Here is a 21505-nt window from a genome sequence, read left to right as displayed (position 1 = left end):
CCTAGTGGCAGCGCGACGGGTTGGGCGGCACGTCGAGCGCCGGGTTGCGGTCGAAGAACCCCCACGGCTTGAGCGAGAACGAGACGATGTCCACCGGCATGACCGGCCAGTCCTCGGGCCGCGGGATGTGGTGGATGCCGAAGACGTGCCACAGCACGATGTCGGTGTCGGCGATGGGCCGGTCGGCCGAGGTCCACTCCGGCAGCCCGGCGGAGCCGCGGCTCTGGTTGCAGAACTCGCCGGCGGGCCAGCGCTCCTCCTCCGCGTACGGCGTGACCCACAGCGTGTGGTCGATGACCTCGGCCCGCTGCATGATCGGGGAGTTGCGGTCGACCAGGGCCGGGAAGGACCCGGAGGCGACGAGCTTGTAGCCGGTCGGCGTGCCCAGCCGGTTGAGCCGGTTCCGGTTGACGACCTTCCAGCCGCGCTGGCTGGCCCAGTCGAGGTCCTGCTTGCCCTCGGACTCGGTGAGCAGCGGCCGGCTGCGCTGCACGAGCGCCAGGCCGTGCGGGTTGGTGTCCGAGACGGGCACCGCCTCGCTCTCGGAGACGACGACGGTGTTTTCCGGCCCGTCGATCTCCATGTCCATGCGCGCGACGATGAAGTGCTGGTGGAACGGGGCGTAGGTGCGGTCGTCGACGACGGTGCCGGTGGGCGGGACCTCCCCGTCGAAGGCGCTGGTCACCATGATCCCGGTCGCGCGGACCTCGCACTCGATCGTGCCGTCCTGGTAGAAGCGCCAGTACGTCAGGTACTCGTAGTTCGCGACCGTGGCGTGGAAGGACACCACCATCCGCCGCGACCGCCGCACCTCCGATCCGGCGCGCTCGTCGACGTGCTTCCACAGCACGCCGTCGTCCTCCTCGTGCAGGCAGATGGCGTTCTCGATCGTGTACGGCTCGCCCCGGCTGTCGTGCAGGACGGCGTCGACGTAGGTGATGTCGCCGAGGCAGTCGCAGCCGAGCTTCAGGGACGTGGTCATGAAACCCAGCCCCCACTCGCCGATGTCGAAGGCGGTGCGGCGGTGGTGGTCCGGGCTGGGGTCCCGGTAGGGGACGACCATCTCGGCGAAGGACAGGCGGTGCGCGATCGGCCGGACGTCCTCGCCGTCGCGGTAACCGACGCGGTGGATGACCAGCCCCTCGCGGTAGTTGAACCCCAGCCGCATCGTCCAGTTCTGCCAGCGCAGCTCGTTGCCGTCGAGGGTGAAGGAGGGACCCTCCGGCTGGGTGATCTCCAGAGCCTTGACGTCGGTGCGCTGGACGAGGCCGGGCACCAGGTCCGGGGTGTACTCGCCCATCCGCGACCCACCGGCCGGCGGGGCGTCGTCGTCCTCGATCCGCAGCAGCTCCATGGTGTTCATGTCCACCACGAAGTGCAGGCCGTCCACCGGGTTGGCGTACGGGTTGCCCGTCGGGGTGGAGCGGCGCCACACGTCGGTCCAGCCGACCCGCCGGTCCTGGAACTCCGTGGGGATCAGGGAGTGCCCGTAGGCCCAGGTGTCGATGAGCACCAGGTCCAGGTCGGTGATGCCGCGCCGGGCGAGGGCGGCGATGACGTCGGGGTGGGCGATCAGCGCCTCGTGCGCCTCGTGCCACTCGTCGACGGTCATGTTCGCCTGCTCGCCGGGCACGGCCTCCCAGGACACGACCGCATCGTCGGTGAGCGAGACCAGCGCCTTGTACGTCGTGCCCTCGTCGCGGCTCCAGCAGGTGACCCGCGCCTCGCGGCGGATCGGGTCGCCGGGGGTGAACGCGCGGACGACGTCCTTGGCCGGCTCGCGCAGCTCGATGGCGGCGAACCGCCAGCGCTCGTCGACGCCCCTGTCCCGCCGCAGCACGGCGGCGGTGGCGCGGAACTCGTCGGCGGTCAGCGGGTCCAGCGGGTGCGCGGTCATGCGGAGGTCTCCGGGGTGGTGGTGGGGCGGTCGGCGAGGAGAGGGAGGGAGGGGTCGTGCGGGACGCCGGTGCGGCGGCGGGCGATGGCGGAGAGTGCTTCGAGGACGACACGGTTGGCCAGGGCCGCGGTGATGTCGGCGTGGTCGTAGGGCGGGCTCACCTCGACCACGTCCACCCCGACGACGGGCAGCTCGAGGCAGATGCGCCGGACGGAGTCGAGCAGTTGGCGGGCGGTGAGACCGCCCGGCTCCGGCGTCCCGGTACCGGGCGCGTGCCCGGGGTCGCAGACGTCGATGTCCACCGAGAGGAAGACGCCCTCGCACTCGTCCGTCGCGATGCCGAAGGCCTCCGTGAGGCACTCGGACAGCCCCCGGTGGACGATCTCGGTCATCTCGTAGGAGCGCATCCGCTGCTCGGCCATCCAGTCCAGGGTCGCCGGCGGCGGCCAGTAGCCGCGCAGGCCGATCTGGAGGAAGCGGTCCCCGCGCAGGGCGCCGGACTCGATCAGCCGGCGCATCGGCTGACCGTGTCCCCACAGCGAGCCGAACTCGATGTCTCCGGTGTCGGCGTGGGCGTCGAAGTGCAGCATCGACACCCGGCCGTGGCCGAGGGCGTTGGCGACGCCCGTGGCGTCGGCGAAGGCGATGGAGTGGTCGCCGCCCAGGACGACGGGGATCGCCCCGGCGCGGGCGACCTTCTCGACGGCGGCCTCCAGCGCCGGCAGCGCCGTCTCGATGTCGCCGGAGTACATCTCCACGTCCCCGGCGTCCAGCACGCGGAGGTCCTGGAGGCCGTCGGTGCGCAGCGCCAGGCTCGGGCGCGAGCCGTCGTGGGGCAGGTAGTCGGTCATGCGGATGGCCTGCGGGCCGAACCGCGTCCCGGGGCGGTGCGACGTCCCGCCGTCGAAGGGCGCCCCGACGATGACGACGTCGGCACCCGCGAAGGACGCCGGGTCGTCGAGGTCGCAGCGCTCGACACCCAGGTAGGTGACGTCGGGCCCGAACTGGGCGCCGTAACGGGGCATGGGGTGCGGTCCTGTCGTGCGGGGTCCGGGCCTCCTCAGCATGGCATGCGTATCCGGCCGGTCGACAGGTGGTGCACGACCGAACCGGTGGTCCGTACGAGGAAACACGACGGAAACCGTGGTGCGGAACAGTGCCTCCCGGCCGCCTCGGACGCCGTCCGGTGTGCCGGATCGGCACCTCTGCCGGCCTCCGGTGGACAGGGTGGCCGCTTCCGCCGGTCGCGGTGAGCTGGCTGGCTCTGCGTGACGCAGGACACGCCGGGGCGACCGCTCGCTGTTCCGGACCCCGCACCGCCGCCCCGAGATCGGGCCTCGAGACAAGGACCCCGCATGTCGCTCGACCCCCACGCCCCGGTCGCACCGGCCGGCGACCTCCGCGCGAAGGGCCTGTCGAAGAACTCCGTCGGCCTGCTGGCCAGCGTCGTGCTCGGCGTCTCCAGCATCGCGCCGGTGTACGCGCTCACCGTCACCCTCGGTCCGACCGTCACCGAGGTGGGGCTGCAGATGCCGGCGATCTTCCTCGCCGGCTTCCTGCCGATGCTGCTGGTGGCCTACGCCTACCGGGAGCTCAACCGCGTCGCGCCGGACTGCGGGACGTCCTTCACGTGGGCGACCAAGGCCTTCAACCCCTACGTCGGCTGGCTCGCCGGCTGGGGTGCGCTGCTGGCGACGATCATCGTGCTGTCCAGCCTCGCCGGGGTCGCCGTCTCCTTCTTCTACCTGCTCCTGGGCGAGCTGACCGGGTCGGCGTGGCTGGCGGACCTGGGCGGCAACAAGCTCGTCAACGTCCTCACCTGCGTGGCGTTCGTCGCCCTGGCCACCTGGGTGGCCTACCGCGGCGTGCAGACCACCAAGCGCGTGCAGTACGTCCTGGTCGGCTTCCAGATGGCGGTGCTCGCCCTGTTCGTGGTGCTCGCGCTGGCGAAGACCGGCTCGGCGCCCGACAGCATCCCGTTCGAGCTGTCCTGGCTCGACCCGACCGCGATCGGCTCGTTCAGCGCCTTCACCGCGGGGCTCTCCCTCTCGCTGTTCATCTACTGGGGCTGGGACACCTGCCTGACGGTCAACGAGGAGACCTCCGGCAGCGCGCGCACGCCGGGCCGGGCGGCGCTGCTGTCCATGGCGGTCATCGTCGTGACCTACCTGGTGACCGCGATCGCCGTGCAGATGTACGCCGGCATCGGGGACGAGGGCACCGGCCTCGGCAACGAGGACACGGGGGCCAACGTCTTCGCCGCGCTCGCCGACCCGGTGATGGGCACGGGCCTGGCGTTCCTGCTCTTCCTCGCCGTGGTCGCCAGCTCGGCGTCGTCGCTGCAGACGACGTTCCTGCCGCCGGCCCGCACCCTGCTGGCGATGGGCACCTACGGGGCGATCCCGAAGCGGTTCGGCGACGTGCACCCGCGCTTCCTGACGCCGTCCACCGCGACCCTGGCGTCCGGCATCGGCACCGCGGTCTTCTACGTCGGGATGACGCTGATCAGCGAGAACGTCCTCATCGACACGATCTACGCACTCGGCCTGATGATCTGCTTCTACTACGGCCTGACCGCCTACGCCTGCGTCTGGTACTTCCGGCGCGAGCTGACCCGCAGCGCCCGCGACCTGGTCTTCAAGGGCGTGTTCCCCCTGCTGGGGGCGGTGATGCTCACGGCGGTGTTCGTGCAGACCGCCGTCGACACGCTCGACCCGGCGTACGGCAGCGGGTCGTCGGTGTTCGGCGTCGGCAGCGTCTTCGTCATCGGCATCGGCCTGCTCCTGCTGGGCGCCGTGCTCATGCTCGTGTGGCGGGCCAAGCACCCGGAGTTCTTCCGGGGCGAGACGCTGCGCACCGACACCCCGGCGCTGGTGTTCGAGGACTGACTCCCGCCTGCCGGTGAAGCGCGCCGACGCCCCCTTCTGAGCCGCAGAAGGGGGCGTCGGTGCGCTCCGTCGCCGTCGGCGCGGCCGCGGCTCAGCTCTCGATGTTGGCCATGACGTGCTTGATGCGGGTGTAGTCCTCGAGCCCGTACATCGACAGGTCCTTGCCGTACCCGGAGTGCTTGAACCCGCCGTGGGGCATCTCGGCCACGAGCGGGATGTGGGTGTTGATCCACACGCACCCGAAGTCCAGCCGCTTGCTCATCCGCATGGCCCGGCCGAAGTCCTTCGTCCACACGCTGGAGGCCAGGCCGAGCTCGACGCCGTTGGCCCAGCGCACCGCCTCGTCCTCGTCGGTGAACCGCTGCACGGTGATGACCGGGCCGAAGATCTCCCGCTGCACCATCTCGTCGTCCTGCCGCAGCCCGGCGACGACGGTGGGCTCGACGAAGAAGCCGCGGTCGCCCTGCCGGTGGCCGCCGGCGGTGATCTCCGCGTGGTCGGGTGCCCGGTCGAGGAAGCCGGTGACGTGGGCGAGCTGGTTGGCGTTGTTCACCGGCGGCACCATGGCGTCCTCGTCCGTGGCGCCGTTCGCGTACGTGGTGGCGGTGTTCCTCGCCTGCTCGGTCAGCGCCGCCACGAAGTCGTCGTGGATGCCGGGGGCGACCAGCACGCGGGAGGCGGCGGTGCAGTCCTGGCCGGCGTTGAAGTAGCCGGCCACGGCGATCGCCTCGGCGGCCGCCTCCAGGTCCGCGTCGTCGAAGACGACGACCGGCGCCTTGCCGCCCAGCTCCAGGTGCACCCGCTTGACGTCCTTGGCCGCGGCGCCGGCCACCTCCATGCCGGCCCGGACGGAGCCGGTGATCGCCACGAGCTGGGGCACCTTGTGCTCGACCAGCGCCCGGCCGGTGTCGCGGTCGCCGCAGACGACGTTGAGGACGCCCGCGGGGAGGATGTCGGCGGCGAGCTCGGCCAGCCGCAGCGTCGTCGCGGGGGTGGTGTCCGACGGCTTCAGGACGACGGTGTTGCCGGCCGCCAGCGCCGGCGCGATCTTCCAGACCGCCATCATCATCGGGTAGTTCCACGGCGTCACCTGGCCCACGACGCCGATCGGCTCGCGGCGGACCCAGCTGGTGTGCCCGGCCATGTACTCGGCCGCGGCCTTGCCCTCCAGGGTGCGGGCCGCCCCGGCGAAGAACCGGATCTGGTCGACCATCGGGGGGATCTCCTCCGAGGCGGTCAGGCCGATCGGCTTGCCGGTGTTGCGGCTCTCCAGCGCGACCAGTTCCTCGGCGTGCTCCTCGACCGCGTCGGCGAGCTTCAGCAGCGCCTGCTGCCGCTCCGACGGGGTGGTGTCCCGCCAGGTCTCGAAGGCGTCGGCGGCCACGCGGTAGGCGCGGTCGACGTCCTCCGCCCCGGAGACCGGCGCGGACGCGAAGACCTCGCCGGTGCTCGGGTCGACCAGGTCCATCCGGTGGCCGTCGGCGGTGCCGGCGTGCTCGCCGCCGACGAAGTTCTGCAGCTCCAGCTTGTCGCTCACGACTGATTCCTATCGTTGGACGGGGGCGCGGCGCCAGTCCGCGTGGCGCGCAGCCGGGATCGGCACGCTATCCGCAGAAGTCACGCCTCGAGAGGTGGCGTCCTAGAGGGGTGGTGGTACCGGCGTGCTCTCGCGCTCGATCTCCGCCAGGATTTCCGACCCGGTGATGACCTTCTCCGCGAAGTGCGTGTGCATCCAGGCGAGGTGGTCCGCCCGGCTGCGCATGATCCGGAGGGTGTCCCAGTTGGGGAACACCTGCTGGAGGACGTGCACCTCCATCAGCCGCGGGTCGACCTCGTAGACGTGCTCGAAGGTGGTCTGCGCCACCTCGCTCACCCGCACCGGCGCCGGCGGGGTGTGCTGCTCGGCGAAGCGGTAGGGCGCGCTGGCGGACGGGCCCGTCGGCTGGTCATCGGTTCTCATCGGTGGTGTCCCTCCCGTACGCGCGGTCCAGCAGGTACTTGCCCGGGTTCATGATGTTGTTCGGGTCCAGGGACCGCTTGACGTCGAGCATCACGTCGAAGCCGCGGCCGAGCTCCTCGGGCACCAGGTCCACCTCGCCCTCCCGGCAGGAGCCGTGGCAGGCGCTCATCGAGCCGCCGTGGGCGAGCGCCACCGCGCCGATGTCCCGCTTGGCCTTCACCCATGCCGCCCAGGCCTTGTCGTCCAGGCGCTGCTCCCAGATGCCGACGTCGATCTCGGTCAGGTAGTCGACCCCGGTGGCGGCGGAGGTGTAGGCGAACATGCCCCAGTCGTCGAAGACGTCGGTCTTGCGCCGGAGGTCGGCCAGGATCTCGTGCCACGCCCGGCTGACCGCCGGGACGGCGGAGAAGTTGACCGCGGCGTCCTCGCAGTGCCAGGACATCGGGATGACCTGGCCGTCCTTGGTCCGCCCGTGCAGCGGCGTGGCGTACCGGTCGTGCCGGGCCGCCCAGTCGCCCTCGGAGATCTCGTCGCCGAGGTAGCGGGCGCCGTGTTCCTTGGCGATGCGGAACAGCCGCTTGCCGCCGGCCCGCACCTCGTCCTCGTAGCCGTACATGACCGAGCAGACCAGCGCCCGGACGTCGGCCGGCTGCGGGATGTAGGCCTCGTCGTCGCGACGCAGGTAGGCAACCTTGTGCTCGTCGAAGAGGACGGCGCCGGCGAAGGTCGCCACCCCGGCACGGGCCAGCGCACCCGTGCAGGCGTGGGCGTCCTCGTAGTTGTCGAACGCCCAGAACGGCGAGAGCTCGGCCTCCGGCTTGGGGAACAACTTGAGCGTCGCCTTCGTGGCGATGCCCAGCGTGCCCTGGTGGCCCATGAACAGGTGCTTGAGGGAGTAGCCGCTGGAGGACTTGCTGATCTTCCGGCCGATGCCGTCGCCGACATGCAGGACGTCGCCGGTGGGCAGCACGTGGTCGAAGCTGAGCACGAGGTCGCGGGTGTGCCCGTACCGGGAGCCGATGAGCGACCAGCCGCTGGTGCCGATCCTCCCTCCCACCAGCGAGCACGGGTAGGACGCCGGGTCGTCGGGATAGAAGAGCCCGTGCTTGGCCAACCGCTCGTTGAGCTTCATCATGCTGATGCCGGTGCCGACCGTCACGGTCCGGTTGACCAGGTCCAGCTCGTGGATCTGGTTCATCTTCTTGACGTCGACGACGATCCCGCGGCGGTGGGGGACCGCGCCGTCGGTCAGCCCCGTGCCGCCGTCCCGCGGGACGACCGGGATGCGCATCTCGTTGGCGATCCTCACCACCGCGGCCACCTGCTCGGTCGAGGTGGGCATGACCACGACGTCGGGCACCCGTTCGGCCCACCGGTGCACCGGGAACGGCGCCGGCACGCGGGCGCGGTTGTAGCGGTCGGTCTTGGCGAGCAGGATCTGGTCGTCGGCCAGGACCGGTCGCAGCGCCCGGACCAGGGCGGTGAGGCGGTCGTCGCTGAGTGGTTCGGTGGTGAAGGGCGCGGTGCCGATGGGCCCGGCCGGTTCGGTGATCGTCATGGTCAGTGCCCCCCGCACCCGCAGCCGCCGGAACCGTTCCCGCACCCGCCGCCGCAGCCCCCGCCACCACCGCCGCAGCCACCGCGGCTGCTGCCGTGCTCCCGCCGCGCCCGCCCCGGGACGCCGGTGCGCTCCTGGGCCAGCCGCCGGTCGCCGACGTCGCCGCGGGACCCGCCGACGGTGATCCCGAGCGACTGCGCGAACAGCTCGTGCAGGTCGACGACGTCGATGTCCTCGGCGTCACCGGCCTCGCTCAGCGGCCGCTCCGACCACGGGCAGGCGCTGACCAGCGTGTCGACGTCGAGCTCCGCGGCCCGCTCCAGCCGCATCGCGCTGATCTTGGCGGTGAGCTCGGGCTTCTCGATCGGCAGCCCGCCGCCACCGCCGGAGCAGTAGGACCACTGGGTCACCCGGTCGACGTCCTCGAACTTCAGCCCCGGGATGGCGCGGAGCAGCTCGCGGGGCTCCTCCCAGATGCCCTTGCGCTTGTTGAGCCGGCACGGGTCGTGGTAGGTGATCGCCCGGTCCACCGGGACCGACGGGGTCAGCTTCCCCGCACGCAGCAGCTGGGCCAGCACCTCGATGACGAGCACGACCTCGATGTCGAACTCCTCGCCGAAGTACTTCGGGTAGTCCTCGGTGAAGCTGATGTAGTCGTGCGGGTCGAGCACCAGCAGCCGCTTCGTGCCCGTCTTCCGCCAGTTGTCCAGGTTGTGGCGGGCGAAGCGCTGGGCCTGGTCGGCGTAGCCCATCTCGGCGGCCGGGCCGCCGCAGCACCACTGGTCCTCCATGAGCCCGAATTCGTAGCCGGCCAGCTGCAGCATCTGGGCCACCGCCCGCGGCACGGACGTCCGGTAGAACGCCGCCTCGCAGTCGACGAACAGGACCGTCTCACCGCCGATCGGGAGATCGAGCCCCTCGGCCCAGTCGCGGACCTTCTCCTGGTTCACCGGCGTCTCGCCCAGGACCGGCTCGTGCGTGCGCAGATCGGTGCGCTCGTTCCAGATCTGCCAGTTCGGCTGGTGGATGCCGCTCTCCACGGCGAGGGACCGCACCGCCTTGACCACGTCGACGGTACGGGTGCGGAACCGGTAGAAGTCGCCGGTGAAGAGCGTGTTGGGGCAGCGCAGCTCGCAGGCGCCGCACTGCGTGCAGTTGACGTAGTCGGCCGCGATGTCCTCGATGTCGAGCTCACCGCGCTCCATGGCCACGACGTTGGCGTGGAACGCGGTCGGCGTCCACGACTCGTTGCGCTCGACCTGGGTGACCGGGCAGACCTCGCGGCAGAACTTGTGCCCGGACGAGTAGCAGTTGTACGAGGCGTTGCGCCACTGCTCGACGAACGCGGCGGTCCTCGGGTCCTGGCGCGGCGGAGGCACCGGGCCGGCGAGGGTCTCGGGGAAGTCCGCCAGCTCGGGTGGGTTGGACGGCGCCCCGGGTGTGAAGGGGCGGGACAGTGCGTCCGCCTCGGCGGCGCGGTCCGGCTCGACCTGTGTCACTGGTGCTCCTCGTCACAGGGGGCTGAGTGGTGGGGGCCACGCTAACGGCCAAAACCTATGGAATCAACGGTTAAGAACGGGTATCGCTGGTGCAACACTTGGCGGCATCCGGCCGGCGGGAGGCGTGCGTGCAACTGCTCAGCGGTGACGCCCGTCGTGCGGTCTTCTCGCCGCTGGACGACGGCGCCCTCCGCAGCGAGGCGGTCGTGCGCCGCGTCGGGAGCGCGATCGCGCTCGGCCTCCTCGGCGACGGCGAGCAGCTGCCTCCGGAGGCCGATCTGGCCACCATGCTCAACGTCTCGACGATGACGCTGCGGGAGGCGCTCGCGGAGCTGCGCAAGCTCGGCCTGGTGGTCACCCGGCGCGGCCGGGGCGGCGGCAGCTTCGTCCGGGCGCGGGACGACGTCCTGGGCGAGCTGGCCGACGCCCGGCTGGCCGAGCTGGGGACCACCGACCTGCGCGAGCTGGGCGACGTGCACGGGGCGGTCTCCGCGGCCGCGGCCCGGCTCGCCGCCGGCCGGGCCTCGCGTACCGAGATCGCCCGGCTGCGCGACATCGTCGACCGGCTGGCGATCGCCGACTCCGTCACCGGCCAGCGGCGCGCCGAGGGGCGGTACTTCATCGAGCTGGCCGCCTGCGCGCAGTCCGTGCGGCTGACGATGCAGGTCATGGACCTGCACCTCGAGCTCGGCCAGCTGCCGTGGCCGCCCGCCTCCGATCCGGGGCTGCTCGACGTGATGGTCGCCGGGCACCGGGCGGTGGTGGACGCGATCGAGGACCGGGACGGCGGCCTGGCACGGCGGCTCACCGAGGAGCACATCGAGACCCGCACGCTGTGGTCGATCGAGCTGCGCCTGCGGGCGGGCGGGGACGGCGCCGTCGCCGCGCGGGAGGTGTCGTGACGTCGCCCGGGGGGCGGGAGATCGCGCGCGTCCGTGCCGCGGTCTCCGACGTGGTCGAGCAGGTCTTCGGCACGGTCGCCCAGGTGCACGCCGCCGTCCGGCGACCGGCGGCGCGGGACGGCCTGCACACCGGTGGCACGGTCCTCGACCACGACGTCCGCGAGCTGCTGCACGCGCCGGGCCAGCTCGCGGTCGGGCTGGGCCTGGTGGTGGCACCCCGCCCGGACGAGGAGCTCCCGCTGCGCCTGGAGTGGTGGCAGCTCGACCCCGGCGGCGGTCCCCTGCGCAGCCTGGAGCCCGACCTCCGGCCCACCAGCCTCGGGTACTACGACTACACGGCCACGGAGTGGTTCGACGTCCCCCGGCGTACCGGCCGCCGGCACGTGGTGGGCCCCTACGTCGACGTGCACGGGACGGGCCGCTACCTGCTGACGCTGACCGAGCCCGTCGTCGTCGACGGCGAGTTCGTCGGGGTCGTGGGTGCCGACGTGTCGGTGCGCCGGTTCGAGAACCACCTGCTGGCGCTCCTGGGCGGGCTCCCCGCCCCCTTCGTGCTGCTCAACGACGAGGACCGCGTAGTCCTGTCGACCGCACCCCGGCGGCTGGTCGGCAGCCTGCTGCCCCGGGGCGCCGATCCGCTGGGGGCCGGTGCCGGCGTCCCCGGCGTCCCGTGGCGGTTGCACCTGGTCGGCGACGCGACGCTCCTGAGGGCCTGACCGCGCGGGCACCCGGCCAGGGCCACATGCAACGAGATCGCAACGCTGCGGTCTTGTCCTGTGAACTCTGTATCTATAGGTTTCCCGGCGTTCGTGTGGGCTGCGGCACACCCGGCATCCGCCGTCGGCCGCTCCACCCCTTTGCAGGAGGCTGCGTGACCGCACCCGGATCACCCCCCGGTCCGATCGACGACGAGGCCCAGCTGGCCGCGCTCGGCTACTCGGGCGAGTTCCACCGCAGCATGGGTCTGTGGGCGAACATGGCCCTCGGCTTCACGTACCTCTCGCCGCTGGTCGGCGTGTACTCGCTGTTCGCCTACAGCCTGTCGATCGGCGGGCCGCCGGCGATCTGGTGGATCGTGATCGTGGGCGTCGGCCAGCTGCTGGTGGCGCTCGTCTTCGGTGAGGTCGTCTCCCAGTACCCCCTGGCCGGCGGCATCTACCCGTGGACACGACGGCTGTGGAACCGGCGGTACGCCTGGATCGTCTCCTGGATCTACATCTGGGCGGTCATCGTGACCATCACCGCCGTCGCCGAGTTCGGCGGCGGGTTCGTCGCCGCCCTGTTCGACCTGGAGGCGACCCCGGCGGTCGTGCTCGCGACCGCGGTGGCCCTGCTGGTCGTCGCCTTCGCGGTCAACTACAGCGGCACCCGCAACCTGGCCCGGATCGCCCAGATCGGCCTGCTCGCCGAGCTCATCGGCGTCATCGCCCTCGGCCTCTTCCTGCTGCTGTTCCGCCGCGAGCAGCCGTTCTCGGTCTTCTTCGACTCGCTCGGGGCCGGTGGGGGAGACGGCTACCTCGGGGTCTTCCTGGCCGCCTCGCTCTCCGGGCTCTTCCTGTTCTACGGCTTCGAGGCCTGTGGGGACGTGGCAGAGGAGGTCGCCGACCCGACCCGGCAGATCCCGCGCGCCATGATCCTCACCATCGTGGTCGGCGGTGTCTCCGGCTTCGTCTCCTACGCCGGCTACGTGCTGGCGGCACCGGACCTGCCGGCGATCATCAGCGGGGAGGACGCCGACCCCATCCCCTCGATCCTCGAGAACTCCCTGGGGACGGCGGGCTCGAAGGTCTTCCTGGTCGTCACCGTCGTCGCCTTCCTCTCCTGCGTGCTGTCCCTGCAGGCCGCGGGCAGCCGGCTGCTCTACGCCTTCGCCCGCGACCGCATGCTGCCGGCCAGCGGCTGGCTCTCGCACGTCTCGTCCCGGCACGCCGTCCCGACCAACGCGCTGCTCGTCGTCTGCGTCGTCCCGGTCCTGATCGCGCTGTTCGTCTACTTCCAGGAAGGCATCCTGGCGCGCGTCACGGCCTTCGCCGTGCTCGGCATCTACGTCTCCTTCCAGGCCGTGGTGCTCGCTGCGCTGCGCCAGCGGCTCAAGGGCTGGCGGCCCGCCGGCCTGTGGAACCTGGGCACCGCCGGGCTCGTCGTCAACGTCCTCGCGCTGGCCTACGGCATCTTCGCGATCGTCCTGCTGATCAAGCCGGCACCGGGTACCGAGACCTTCCTCGACCGCTGGATCGTCGCCATCGGGCTCGCCGTCGTCGCGGGGAGCGGGCTGCTGTACCTGGCCCTGGCCCGGCCGGACCGGCATTCTGCGCACATCCCCGAGGGCGACGCCCGCGAGGTGGCGCGACAGCTGCAGCAGATCCGAGGCGGTGCCTCGCCCGAGGCCCGCGCCCAGGCACGTGAGGAGATGCGATGAGGTTCAGTTATGTCATGCTCCCGGACTACCCGCTCGAGGAGTCGCTGAGGTCCATCCGGCTGGCGGACGAGCTGGGGTTCCACGCCTGCTACGCCGCCGACGAGACGTGGCACAAGGACATGTGGCTGCTGTTCGCCGCCGCTGCCCAGCAGACGTCGAACATCCGGTTCGGGCCGAGCGTGTCCGGCGTCGTGCTCCGGGAGCCGACGCTCATCGCCCAGGCGACCGCCACCCTGGACGAGCTGACCGGCGGGCGCGCCGAGGTGGTGCTGTCGAGCGGCAACTTCGGGCTGCTCGCCCAGTACGGCATCGACTGGAAGAACACCAAGCCGCTGTCACGCGTCATCGAGGGCGTCCAGGTGATCCGCACGCTGCTCGACGACGGCGCGATCACCTTCGACGGCGAGTTCTTCCAGTACAACGGGCTGTTCACGTTCGCGCGGCCGGTGCAGGAGCGGGTGCCGGTGAAGATGGGCGCCATGCGGGGGCCGAAGTCCTTCGAGGCCTCGGCCGAGCACTCCGACGGCTGCCACCACGCCCTGAGCTACACCCGCGAGGCCTACGACTACGCGGCCGAGCACCTGCGGATCGGCGCGGACCGGGCCGGCAAGGACTGGACGACGCTGGACTTCGGAGCCTGGGTGGTGCTCGCCGTGGGTCGTGACTCGGCGGCGGCGAAGGATGCGGCGCGCAGCATGGTCGGCATCTACGCGTCGTCCATGCCGGCGGAGCAGCTCGAGCGCAACGGCGTCGATCCCGACAGCCTCACGCCGATCATCGAGGCGATCGGTGCCGGGGACCTGGCCAAGGGGATCGAGCTGACGACGCCGGAGATCGCGGAGAAGCTGTCCTTCGCGGGCACCCCGGAGGAGGTGACGGCGAAGATCAAGGAGATCGAGCCGTCCGGGGTCAACCACCTCATCGCCGCCATCACCGACGCGTCGCTGGTCAAGGCCTTCACCGGGCGCGACGTCCCGGGGGTCGCCACCGTCGACGAGCAGCTGCAGCTGCTGCACGACGAAGTGATGCCCGCCTTCACCTGAGGCAGCGCCCCCTCCCGGGCCCGCGGGGCTCGCGGACGCCCGGGAGGGGACGGCACGTCACCTGACGGGTGGGTGCAACGCCAGCCACAGCTCCGCCCGGGCACCCGGGGAGTCGAGGTCCCGCCCGAGGAGCTCGCCGGCGCGGCGGATGCGCTTGCGGAGGGTGTGCCGGTGCACGCCCAGCCGCGCGGCCGCCGGCTCCCACTGGCCGTGGTGGGCCAGCCACACGCGCAGCGACTCGACCAGGTCACCCTGACCGGCCCGGTCGGCGGCCGCGAGGGGGGCGAGCAGCGCCTCGGCGAAGGTCGCGACCTGCTCCGGGTCGAGCACCGATGCCAGGCCTCGCCCCACCAGGTCGGGGAACGCGGTCACCCGGCCGGCCGTCGTCCGGCTCTGCTCCGCCGCCTGCCGCGCCTGCCGGGCGCCCTCGGTCAGCCGGGCCCACGGCACCGGTGCGGAGATCCCGACGGCTGCCCCCGCGACCCGACCGGGCAGGCCGCCCAGCCGGTCGGCCAGCGCGCCGTCGTCGGACACCACCAGGACCAGGGCGTCGTCCTGGGTCGCGGAGAACACGTGCCCGCGCGTGAGGGTCGCGGCGTCGGCCGCCACGTGGCCGGCGGCCGAGCGCTGCTCGTCCGTGCCCAGGACGGTGAGCACCCGGAGCGGCTCCGCGGGCAGCTGGTGCCCCAGCGCCTCCGCCACCGGCCGGACGGTCGAGACCTCCCCGGCGAGGAGCAGGCGCAGGAGGGCGCTGTGCAGGGTCGCCGTCGCGGTGTCCAGGGACCGCGACTGCTCCATGCGCAGCGTCAGCAGGGCGACCGCGGCGTTGACGACGTGCCGGTCGGCCGGGGGGAACGGTCCGCCCCGGCCGACGGCGAGGAAACCCCGCGTCCGCGCGCCGAAGGACTGCACCAGCACGGTCTCCTCGGGCAGCGACACCGCGCCGCCGGCGGGAGCGCGCAGCCCGCGCAGCCGGTCGATCTCCTCGGCCAGGCCCGCCGCCCGGGACGAGGCGCCGGCCGGCGCGGCGGCCAGCAGACCGCCCCCGGCGTCGAAGAGCAGCGCCCACCCCCCGATGAGCGCGGCCAGCCGGTCGACCAGGGCGCCCGGACCGCCGTCCGCCAGCGCCGCGCGGGTGAGCTCCCGCTGCGCGGCCGAGCTGCGGCTGACGGCCGCGTACTGGTCGGCGGCCAGCGCGGCCGAGACCGCCCGGGACAACGCGATGAACGGGGTCTGTCTCGGGACCTCGAGCACCGCCAGGCCGCAGGCGTCGGCGGCGGTGACCAGCTCCTCCGGCACGTCCGCGAGGCTCAGGCCGGTGCCCAGGCCGAGGGCGACCACGCCCGTGTCGGCCAGCCGGCGCACGTAGTCGCCGACCGCGGCGCCGGGGGCCAGGGCGAGCCCGGTGGTGAGCAGCAGCTCGCCGCCCTCGAGGAAGGGAGTCGGGTCGGCCAGCTCGCTCACGTGCACCCACGACACCGGCCGGTCCGCCGGTGCGGTGCGGGTGTGCAGCCTCAGCTCGAGCGAGGGGGTGCCGAGCAGGCCGGCGACGGTGACGGGCACGGGCGCCCTTCGACGAAGTGGACACTCCGGCGCGTGTGCCGCGCCGGAGTGGACGGTACCGCCGGCCCGCCGCGCGGCCCACGCTGGAGCGGCGCCCCGTCCTTCGCACGGGGGCATCCCGTGCCCGCGAGGAGATGCCATGACCGACCTGCTCACCGGCCCCGACACGCTGGCCCAGGAGCGACGCCTGGTGACCGAGGTGCCCGGCCCCCGCTCCCGCGCGCTCGCCGACCGGCGTGCGGCCGCGGTGACCTCCGCCGTCGGCAGCACCATGCCGGTCTACGCCGAGCGCGCCGGCGGCGGCGTGATCGTCGACGTCGACGGCAACTCCTTCATCGACCTCGGCTCGGGCATCGCGGTCACCAACGTCGGCAACGCGGCGCCCGCGGTGGTCGCCGCCGTGCAGGCGCAGGTCGCGGCGTTCACCCACACCTGCTTCATGGTCACGCCCTACGAGGGCTACGTCGCCGTCTGCGAGGAGCTGTCCGCCCTCACTCCCGGGGACCACGCGAAGAAGTCGGCCCTGTTCAACTCCGGCGCCGAGGCCGTGGAGAACGCGGTCAAGGTGGCCCGGCACGCCACCGGGCGCACCGCGGTGGTGGTGTTCGACCACGCCTACCACGGGCGGACGAACCTCACGATGGCGCTGACGGCGAAGAACATGCCCTACAAGGACGGCTTCGGGCCCTTCGCCTCCGACATCCACCGGGTGCCGATGTCCTATCCGTTCCGCGACCAGCCGGGGACGACGGGGGAGCAGGCCGCGGCCCGCGCGATCGCGATGATCGAGACCCAGGTCGGCGCCGGCAACGTCGCCGCCGTCCTCATCGAGCCGATCCAGGGCGAGGGCGGCTTCGTCGTCCCGGCGCCGGGCTTCCTCCCGGCGCTGGCCGAGTGGAGCCGCGAGGCCGGTGCGGTGTTCATCGCCGACGAGATCCAGACCGGCTTCTGCCGGACGGGTGCCTGGTTCGCCTCCGAGCACGAGGGCGTCGTGCCGGACCTGGTCACCACCGCCAAGGGCATCGCCGGCGGGCTGCCGCTGGCCGGGCTGACCGGCCGGGCCGAGCTCATGGACTCCGTCCACACCGGTGGGCTCGGGGGCACGTACGGGGGCAACCCCGTGGCGTGCGCCGCCGCCCTGGCCACCATCCGCACGATGCGCGAGCAGGACCTCGCCGGGGCGGCGCGCGCCATCGAGGCCACGATGCTGCCCCGGCTCCGGGCCCTGCAGGAGCGGACGTCGGTGGTCGGTGACGTCCGCGGCCGCGGCGCGATGCTGGCGGTCGAGCTGGTCAAGGCCGGGACGAGCGAGCCGGACGCGGAGCTCACGGGCCGCATCGCCAAGGCCTGCCACGCGCAGGGCGTGCTGACGCTCACGGCCGGCACCTTCGGCAACGTGCTGCGCTTCCTGCCCCCGCTGGTCATCGGCCAGGAGCTGCTCACCGAGGCGCTCGACGTCCTGGACGCCGTCTTCGACGAGCTGGCGCCCGCCAGGTGACGTGACGGACCCCTGCCCTGCGGGGGTCCGTCAGCCCCCCTCGCGCATGCCCCAGGGGGAGCCGTACTCCGTCAGCAGGTCGAGGAAGGGCACCGCGTCGAAGGCCTCCGGGCCGAGCACGCCCACGCCCTGCCAGGCGCCGGTGGCGAGCAGCTCGAGCGCGACCACCGGGTTGATCGCCGTCTGCCAGACGACGGCCTGGGCGCCGTACTCGCGCATCGACCAGGCGTTGTCCACCACGTGGTACAGGTAGACCTGCCGTGGCTCGCCGTCGGTCCCGGTGCCGCTCACCCACAGCCCGGCGCAGGTCCGGCCCTCCATCAGCTCGCCGAGGCCGGCCGGGTCCGGCAGGCAGGCGGCGACGACGTCGCGCGGCGACACCTCGACGCCGCCGACGCGGACCGGCGTGGTCGAGTCCAGCCCGAGCTTGTGCAGGGTCTTGAGGACGTCGATGAACTCCTCGCCGAGGCCGTACTTGAACGTCACCCGGCGCGCGTCGACCCAGCGGGGCATGAGGAGCACCTCCTCGTGCTCCACGTTCACGCACTCGACGGGGCCGATCCCCTCGGGGAAGTCGAACACCTCGGGCTCGCTGAACGGCGCCGTGGTGAACCAGCCGCGATCCCGCTCGAAGACCACCGGCGGGTTGAGGCACTCCTCGATCGTCGTCCAGATGCTGAACGAGGGCGCGAAGTCGTGTCCCCGCACCGTCAGGTCCGCCCCGTCGCGCACGCCCAGCTCGTCGATCTCCGAGAACAGGTGGTCGGCGGCGTAGCGGGCGAAGACGTCGGACAGCCCGGGTTCCACGCCGATGCCGACCAGCGCCAGCCGCCCCCGGGCCTCCCAGTCGGCGGCCAGGGCGAACTGCTCGTCGCCGAGCTTGACGCCGACCTCCTCGTAGGGGCGCTCGGGATGCGGCCGGGACAGCGACATCGCCATGTCCAGGTAGTGCACCCCCGCGGCCAGGGCGGCCCGGAACAGCGGCATGACGAACCGCGGATCGGTCGCGTTGAGCAGCGCGTCGCAGCGGTGCTCGGCCAGCAGTGCCCCGACCGCGGCCTCGTCGGTCGCGTCCACCTGCGCGGCCACGAACCTGGGGTCCCCCGTGGCGGCGACGGCCTTGTCGGCGCGGGCGGGGTCGTAGTCGGCCACGACCAGGTGCTCCACGAACGACCGGCGGGCGGCGATCGAGGTGATCGCTCCGCCCACTCCACCGGCACCGACGAGCAGGATGCGCATGCAGGACCTCCGTTGTGTCCCGGTCACCCTAGCCACGACTTCCGTCGCCGTAACAGTGTTGATACCGGCAAACCCTTGCCGATCCGCGTCTGGGCTGCGATAACCGTCGGATGACCGTGGACCCGGCCCGCTCCGCCGTCCGCCCCGACGAGGAGCAGACGCTCCGCCCGGGTGCCATCGGCTTCCTCGACGCCCTGGTGATCGGGCTGGCCTCGACCTCGCCGGCCTACACCCTCGCGGCGATCATCGGCGCTCTCGTGGCCCTGGGCGGGGTGCACGCACCCGGGCTCCTGCTGGCCTCGTTCGTGCCGATGGTGCTCATCGCCGGCGCGTTCGCCGCCCTCAACCGGGTCGATCCCGACTGCGGGACGACGTTCTCCTGGGTGACCCGCGCCATGGGGCCGTGGGCCGGGTGGATCGGCGGCTGGGCCATCACGATGACCGGCGTCCTGATCATCGGCTCCCTGGCCAACGTGGGCGTGGTGTTCACGCTCCGCACGGTCGGCCTGGACTCGCTGGCCGAGAACAAGCCGCTCGTCCTCGTCCTGACCGTCGGGCTGATCCTGCTGATGACCTGGATCTGCGTGCTCGGCACCGAGCTGTCGGCACGGCTGCAGAACGTGCTGATCCTCGCCCAGACGGCGGCGCTGCTCGTGTTCGCCGGGGTGGCGCTGGGCCGTGGCCTGTCCGGGGACAGCCCCCTGGGTGGTCTGGACCCGGGCTGGGACTGGCTCAACCCCTTCGGTGCCGGAGCCGGGGCGCTCTCCGGCGGCCTCCTCCTGGGCGTCTTCGCCTACTGGGGATGGGAGTCCGCGGTCAACCTCACCGAGGAGACCCGCGACTCGACGAAGACGCCGGGCCGCGCAGCCATCGTCTCGACGCTGGTGCTGCTGGTCACCTACGTCGGCGTCACCACCGCCGTCCTGGCCTTCGCCGGCACCGACTACCTGTCGGAGAACGCCGGCGAGGAGGAGGCGATCTTCGCGTTGCTGTCCACGGAGGTCATGGGCGGCTGGGACTGGGTGGTGCTGCTGTCGGTGGCGACCGCCGCCATCGCCTCCACGCAGACCACCATCCTGCCGGCGTCCCGGACGGCGCTGTCCATGGCCCGCCGGCACGCCCTCCCGCGGCGCTTCGGGCACATCTCTCCGCGCTTCCGCACGCCGGACGTCTCGACCTGGTGGGTCGGGATCATCGCCAGCGTCTGGTTCGTCCTGGTCAGCCTCGTCAGCGAGAACGCCCTGTTCGACTCGATCACGGCGCTGTCGCTGCTCATCGCCTTCTACTACGCGCTGACCGGCGTCGCTTGCGCGGTGTACCACCGGCGCCGGCTGACCCACAGCGTCTCCGCCTTCTTCCTCATCGGCGTGGGGCCGCTGATCGGCTCGGCGCTGCTCATCTGGCTGCTGGGGCTCGCGATCCGCGACCTGTCCGACCCGGGGAACTCCTACACGGGGCAGGCCTGGCTCGGCGTCGGTCCGCCGCTGGTGATCGGGGTCGGGATCTTCCTCACCGGCCTGGTGGTGATGTTCGTCTGGCGGGCCAAGGACGCCCGGTACTGGCAGGAGCGGCCCGGGATCGCCGGCGACCGCATCCTCGTCGACGAGGAGCTCCGGTGAGCATCGTCCTGGGGTACGACGAGTCGCCGGGCGCCCGCAGGGCCCTGTCCATGGCCATCGACCTCGCCGCCCGGCTGGACGAGCCGCTGGTCCTCGTCTACGGAGCCGAGCCGCCCGGCGGCATGGGGGAGGAGTTCCGCGCCCACCAGCGCGCGCTGTCGGAGATGGGCCGGAAGGCGGTCGAGCAGGCGGTCGCCGAGGTGGACGCCGCCGGCGTGCGGACCGTGGTCGAGGTGCTCGACGCCAAGCCCGCCCAGGCACTCGTCGAGGCGGCCGACCGGCACGACGCGCGGGTCATCGTCGTCGGGACGAGCGGCGAGAGCCCCCTGCGCGGCGCCGTCCTCGGGTCCGTGCCGCACAAGCTGCTGCAGATCAGCGACCGCCCGGTCCTCTGCGTCCCCGCGGCGGGGTGAGCGGAGCGCGCCGACGCCCCTTTCCCGGCCGGGGAAAGGGGCCTCACTGCGCTCCACCCGGACGCATCAGGCCGAGCCGGGCGGCATGGACGGACCGGATCTCGCGCCGGCACTCGTCCGGCGAGCCGGTCAGCCGCGCGAAGCCGAACCGGAGCGTCTGCCAGCCGGTCGTGGCCAGGAGCGCATCGCGGCGGATGTCGCGTTCGCGCTGCTCCCGCGAACCGTGCCAGGCCGCGCCGTCCATCTCGACCGCGAGCCGCACCTCCCCGCACGCCGCGTCGAGGAAGAACGTCCGGCCGCCCACCACCACCCGGTGCTGGAGCGTGAAGGCCGGCATCCCCGGCGCGCGCAGGACGTGGAGGCAGCCCCAGATCTCCAGCTCGCTCTGACATCCCTCGGCGAGCAGTCGGATCAGCCCGAGGAGCGACGACCTGGCCGTCAGCTGCGGGCGCCGGTCGACCTCGGTGGCGAGATCGACGGGACGGCACATCCGGCGGCGCACCGCCGCGATGACAGCGGCTCGTACGACGGGGCGCGCCAGCCCGCCCGGGCGACCCCAGGTGTCGACGAGCGATCGCTCCACGGAGGTCACCGGGATACCGTCCACGCTCCGGATCGCGTCGTGGAGGTCGGGGGACCGGTGCAGCACGACGCCGGCCGGGGACCGGTTGCTCCGGGGAGGCTCGACCGTCACGTGCACCGGGCCGCCCGCCGGGACGAGGTCCCAGAGGGCCAGCGCCGTCCGGTGGCCGGCGACCCCGCCGCGGGCGAGGACCGTGGCCGCCACCCTGGTCCGCCACTGGGTGGCGGCCGAGGACGTGGCGTAGACGCCGGGGTGGAGCCGCACCAGCGCGCCGGTCGCCGTCCACCGGGCGACGGTCTTCCGGTCGACCCGAGCGGTCAGTGCGTCCCAGGTCGTCCAGCCCTGCGGGCCGACCACCGCCGCGACGTCGAGAACCATCCGTCGAGCCTGGCGAGCCGCCGGCCGGCCGGGGGTGCCACGGGAC

17 protein-coding genes are annotated in these 21505 nt (G+C 72.5%); 8 read left to right on the top strand and 9 right to left on the bottom strand.

All coding sequences use genetic code 11. The annotated features are described in order from the left end of the window. Position 1: 1 nt before the first annotated feature. Both CRP30_RS04940 and speB read right to left on the bottom strand, forming a co-directional pair. A complete protein-coding gene (locus CRP30_RS04940) occupies positions 2-1897 on the bottom strand; it encodes a primary-amine oxidase (RefSeq protein WP_097182766.1) in 1896 nt (631 codons plus the stop codon). Next, positions 1894-2922 carry an agmatinase gene (gene speB, locus CRP30_RS04935; protein WP_097182765.1) on the bottom strand — a complete coding sequence of 343 codons (1029 nt, stop codon included), beginning with the start codon at positions 2920-2922 and terminating at the stop codon, positions 1894-1896. The genes CRP30_RS04940 and speB overlap by 4 nt, the downstream gene beginning before the upstream one ends. Positions 2923-3252: 330 nt before the next feature. Here speB and CRP30_RS04930 point away from each other — a divergent pair, with 330 nt between their 5' ends. Then, entirely contained in the window at positions 3253-4785 is a 1533-nt protein-coding gene (locus CRP30_RS04930; RefSeq protein WP_097182764.1) for an APC family permease, read from the top strand. A gap of 91 nt (positions 4786-4876) precedes the next feature. On the opposite strand, the gene CRP30_RS04925 is transcribed toward CRP30_RS04930, so the two are convergent. The 4 genes from CRP30_RS04925 to CRP30_RS04910 form a co-directional block, all read right to left on the bottom strand. Then, positions 4877-6322, bottom strand: coding sequence for a gamma-aminobutyraldehyde dehydrogenase (locus CRP30_RS04925; protein ID WP_097182763.1), 1446 nt, complete (start codon positions 6320-6322; stop codon positions 4877-4879). 102 nt (positions 6323-6424) lie between these two features. Further along, a complete protein-coding gene (locus CRP30_RS04920) occupies positions 6425-6745 on the bottom strand; it encodes a hypothetical protein (RefSeq protein WP_097182762.1) in 321 nt (106 codons plus the stop codon). Further along, positions 6732-8303, bottom strand: a complete 1572-nt coding sequence (locus CRP30_RS04915) for an FAD-binding oxidoreductase (protein ID WP_097183148.1) — start codon at positions 8301-8303, stop codon at positions 6732-6734. Before CRP30_RS04915 ends, CRP30_RS04920 begins: the two co-directional genes overlap by 14 nt. Positions 8304-8305: 2 nt before the next feature. Next, positions 8306-9802, bottom strand: a complete 1497-nt coding sequence (locus CRP30_RS04910) for a (Fe-S)-binding protein (RefSeq protein WP_200814545.1) — start codon at positions 9800-9802, stop codon at positions 8306-8308. Between the two features lie 128 nt (positions 9803-9930). On the opposite strand from CRP30_RS04910, the gene CRP30_RS04905 reads away from it, so the two are divergent. From CRP30_RS04905 to CRP30_RS04890, 4 genes are all read left to right on the top strand, one after another. Next, a complete protein-coding gene (locus tag CRP30_RS04905) occupies positions 9931-10704 on the top strand; it encodes a FadR/GntR family transcriptional regulator (RefSeq protein ID WP_097182761.1) in 774 nt (257 codons plus the stop codon). Then, the gene (locus tag CRP30_RS04900) at positions 10701-11420 is read left to right on the top strand and encodes a cache domain-containing protein (protein WP_097182760.1); all 720 of its coding nucleotides are present in this window, start codon (positions 10701-10703) and stop codon (positions 11418-11420) included. The genes CRP30_RS04905 and CRP30_RS04900 overlap by 4 nt, the downstream gene beginning before the upstream one ends. Positions 11421-11575: 155 nt before the next feature. Then, the gene (locus CRP30_RS04895) at positions 11576-13123 is read left to right on the top strand and encodes an APC family permease (RefSeq protein ID WP_200814544.1); all 1548 of its coding nucleotides are present in this window, start codon (positions 11576-11578) and stop codon (positions 13121-13123) included. Beyond that, positions 13120-14166, top strand: a complete 1047-nt coding sequence (locus CRP30_RS04890; RefSeq protein ID WP_097182759.1) for an LLM class flavin-dependent oxidoreductase — start codon at positions 13120-13122, stop codon at positions 14164-14166. Before CRP30_RS04895 ends, CRP30_RS04890 begins: the two co-directional genes overlap by 4 nt. Positions 14167-14223: 57 nt before the next feature. Here the strand turns inward: CRP30_RS04890 and CRP30_RS04885 are convergent, their stop codons facing one another. Further along, positions 14224-15729 (bottom strand): PucR family transcriptional regulator, encoded by a 1506-nt coding sequence (locus CRP30_RS04885; protein WP_097182758.1) that lies wholly within the window; start codon positions 15727-15729, stop codon positions 14224-14226. A gap of 139 nt (positions 15730-15868) precedes the next feature. Here CRP30_RS04885 and gabT point away from each other — a divergent pair, with 139 nt between their 5' ends. Further along, on the top strand, positions 15869-17227 hold the full coding sequence (gabT, locus tag CRP30_RS04880) for a 4-aminobutyrate--2-oxoglutarate transaminase (protein ID WP_097182757.1): 1359 nt from the start codon (positions 15869-15871) through the stop codon (positions 17225-17227). A gap of 30 nt (positions 17228-17257) precedes the next feature. Here the strand turns inward: gabT and CRP30_RS04875 are convergent, their stop codons facing one another. Then, on the bottom strand, positions 17258-18466 hold the full coding sequence (locus CRP30_RS04875; RefSeq protein WP_097182756.1) for a saccharopine dehydrogenase family protein: 1209 nt from the start codon (positions 18464-18466) through the stop codon (positions 17258-17260). A gap of 110 nt (positions 18467-18576) precedes the next feature. Between CRP30_RS04875 and CRP30_RS04870 the strand changes: the two genes are divergently transcribed. Beyond that, positions 18577-20085: an APC family permease gene (locus CRP30_RS04870; RefSeq protein WP_097182755.1), complete on the top strand. Its 1509-nt coding sequence runs from the start codon at positions 18577-18579 to the stop codon at positions 20083-20085. Further along, positions 20082-20498, top strand: coding sequence for a universal stress protein (locus tag CRP30_RS04865; protein ID WP_097182754.1), 417 nt, complete (start codon positions 20082-20084; stop codon positions 20496-20498). Before CRP30_RS04870 ends, CRP30_RS04865 begins: the two co-directional genes overlap by 4 nt. A gap of 43 nt (positions 20499-20541) precedes the next feature. Here the strand turns inward: CRP30_RS04865 and CRP30_RS04860 are convergent, their stop codons facing one another. After that, entirely contained in the window at positions 20542-21459 is a 918-nt protein-coding gene (locus CRP30_RS04860) for a PDDEXK-like endonuclease domain-containing protein (protein WP_097182753.1), read from the bottom strand. Positions 21460-21505 lie beyond the last annotated feature (46 nt).

Source organism: Blastococcus haudaquaticus (assembly GCF_900230285.1).
GTDB classification, from domain to species: Bacteria; Actinomycetota; Actinomycetes; order Mycobacteriales; family Geodermatophilaceae; genus Blastococcus_B; species Blastococcus_B haudaquaticus.
The sequence above is the reverse complement of the archived record's forward strand: the minus strand, read 5'-3'. Positions and strand labels throughout refer to the sequence as shown.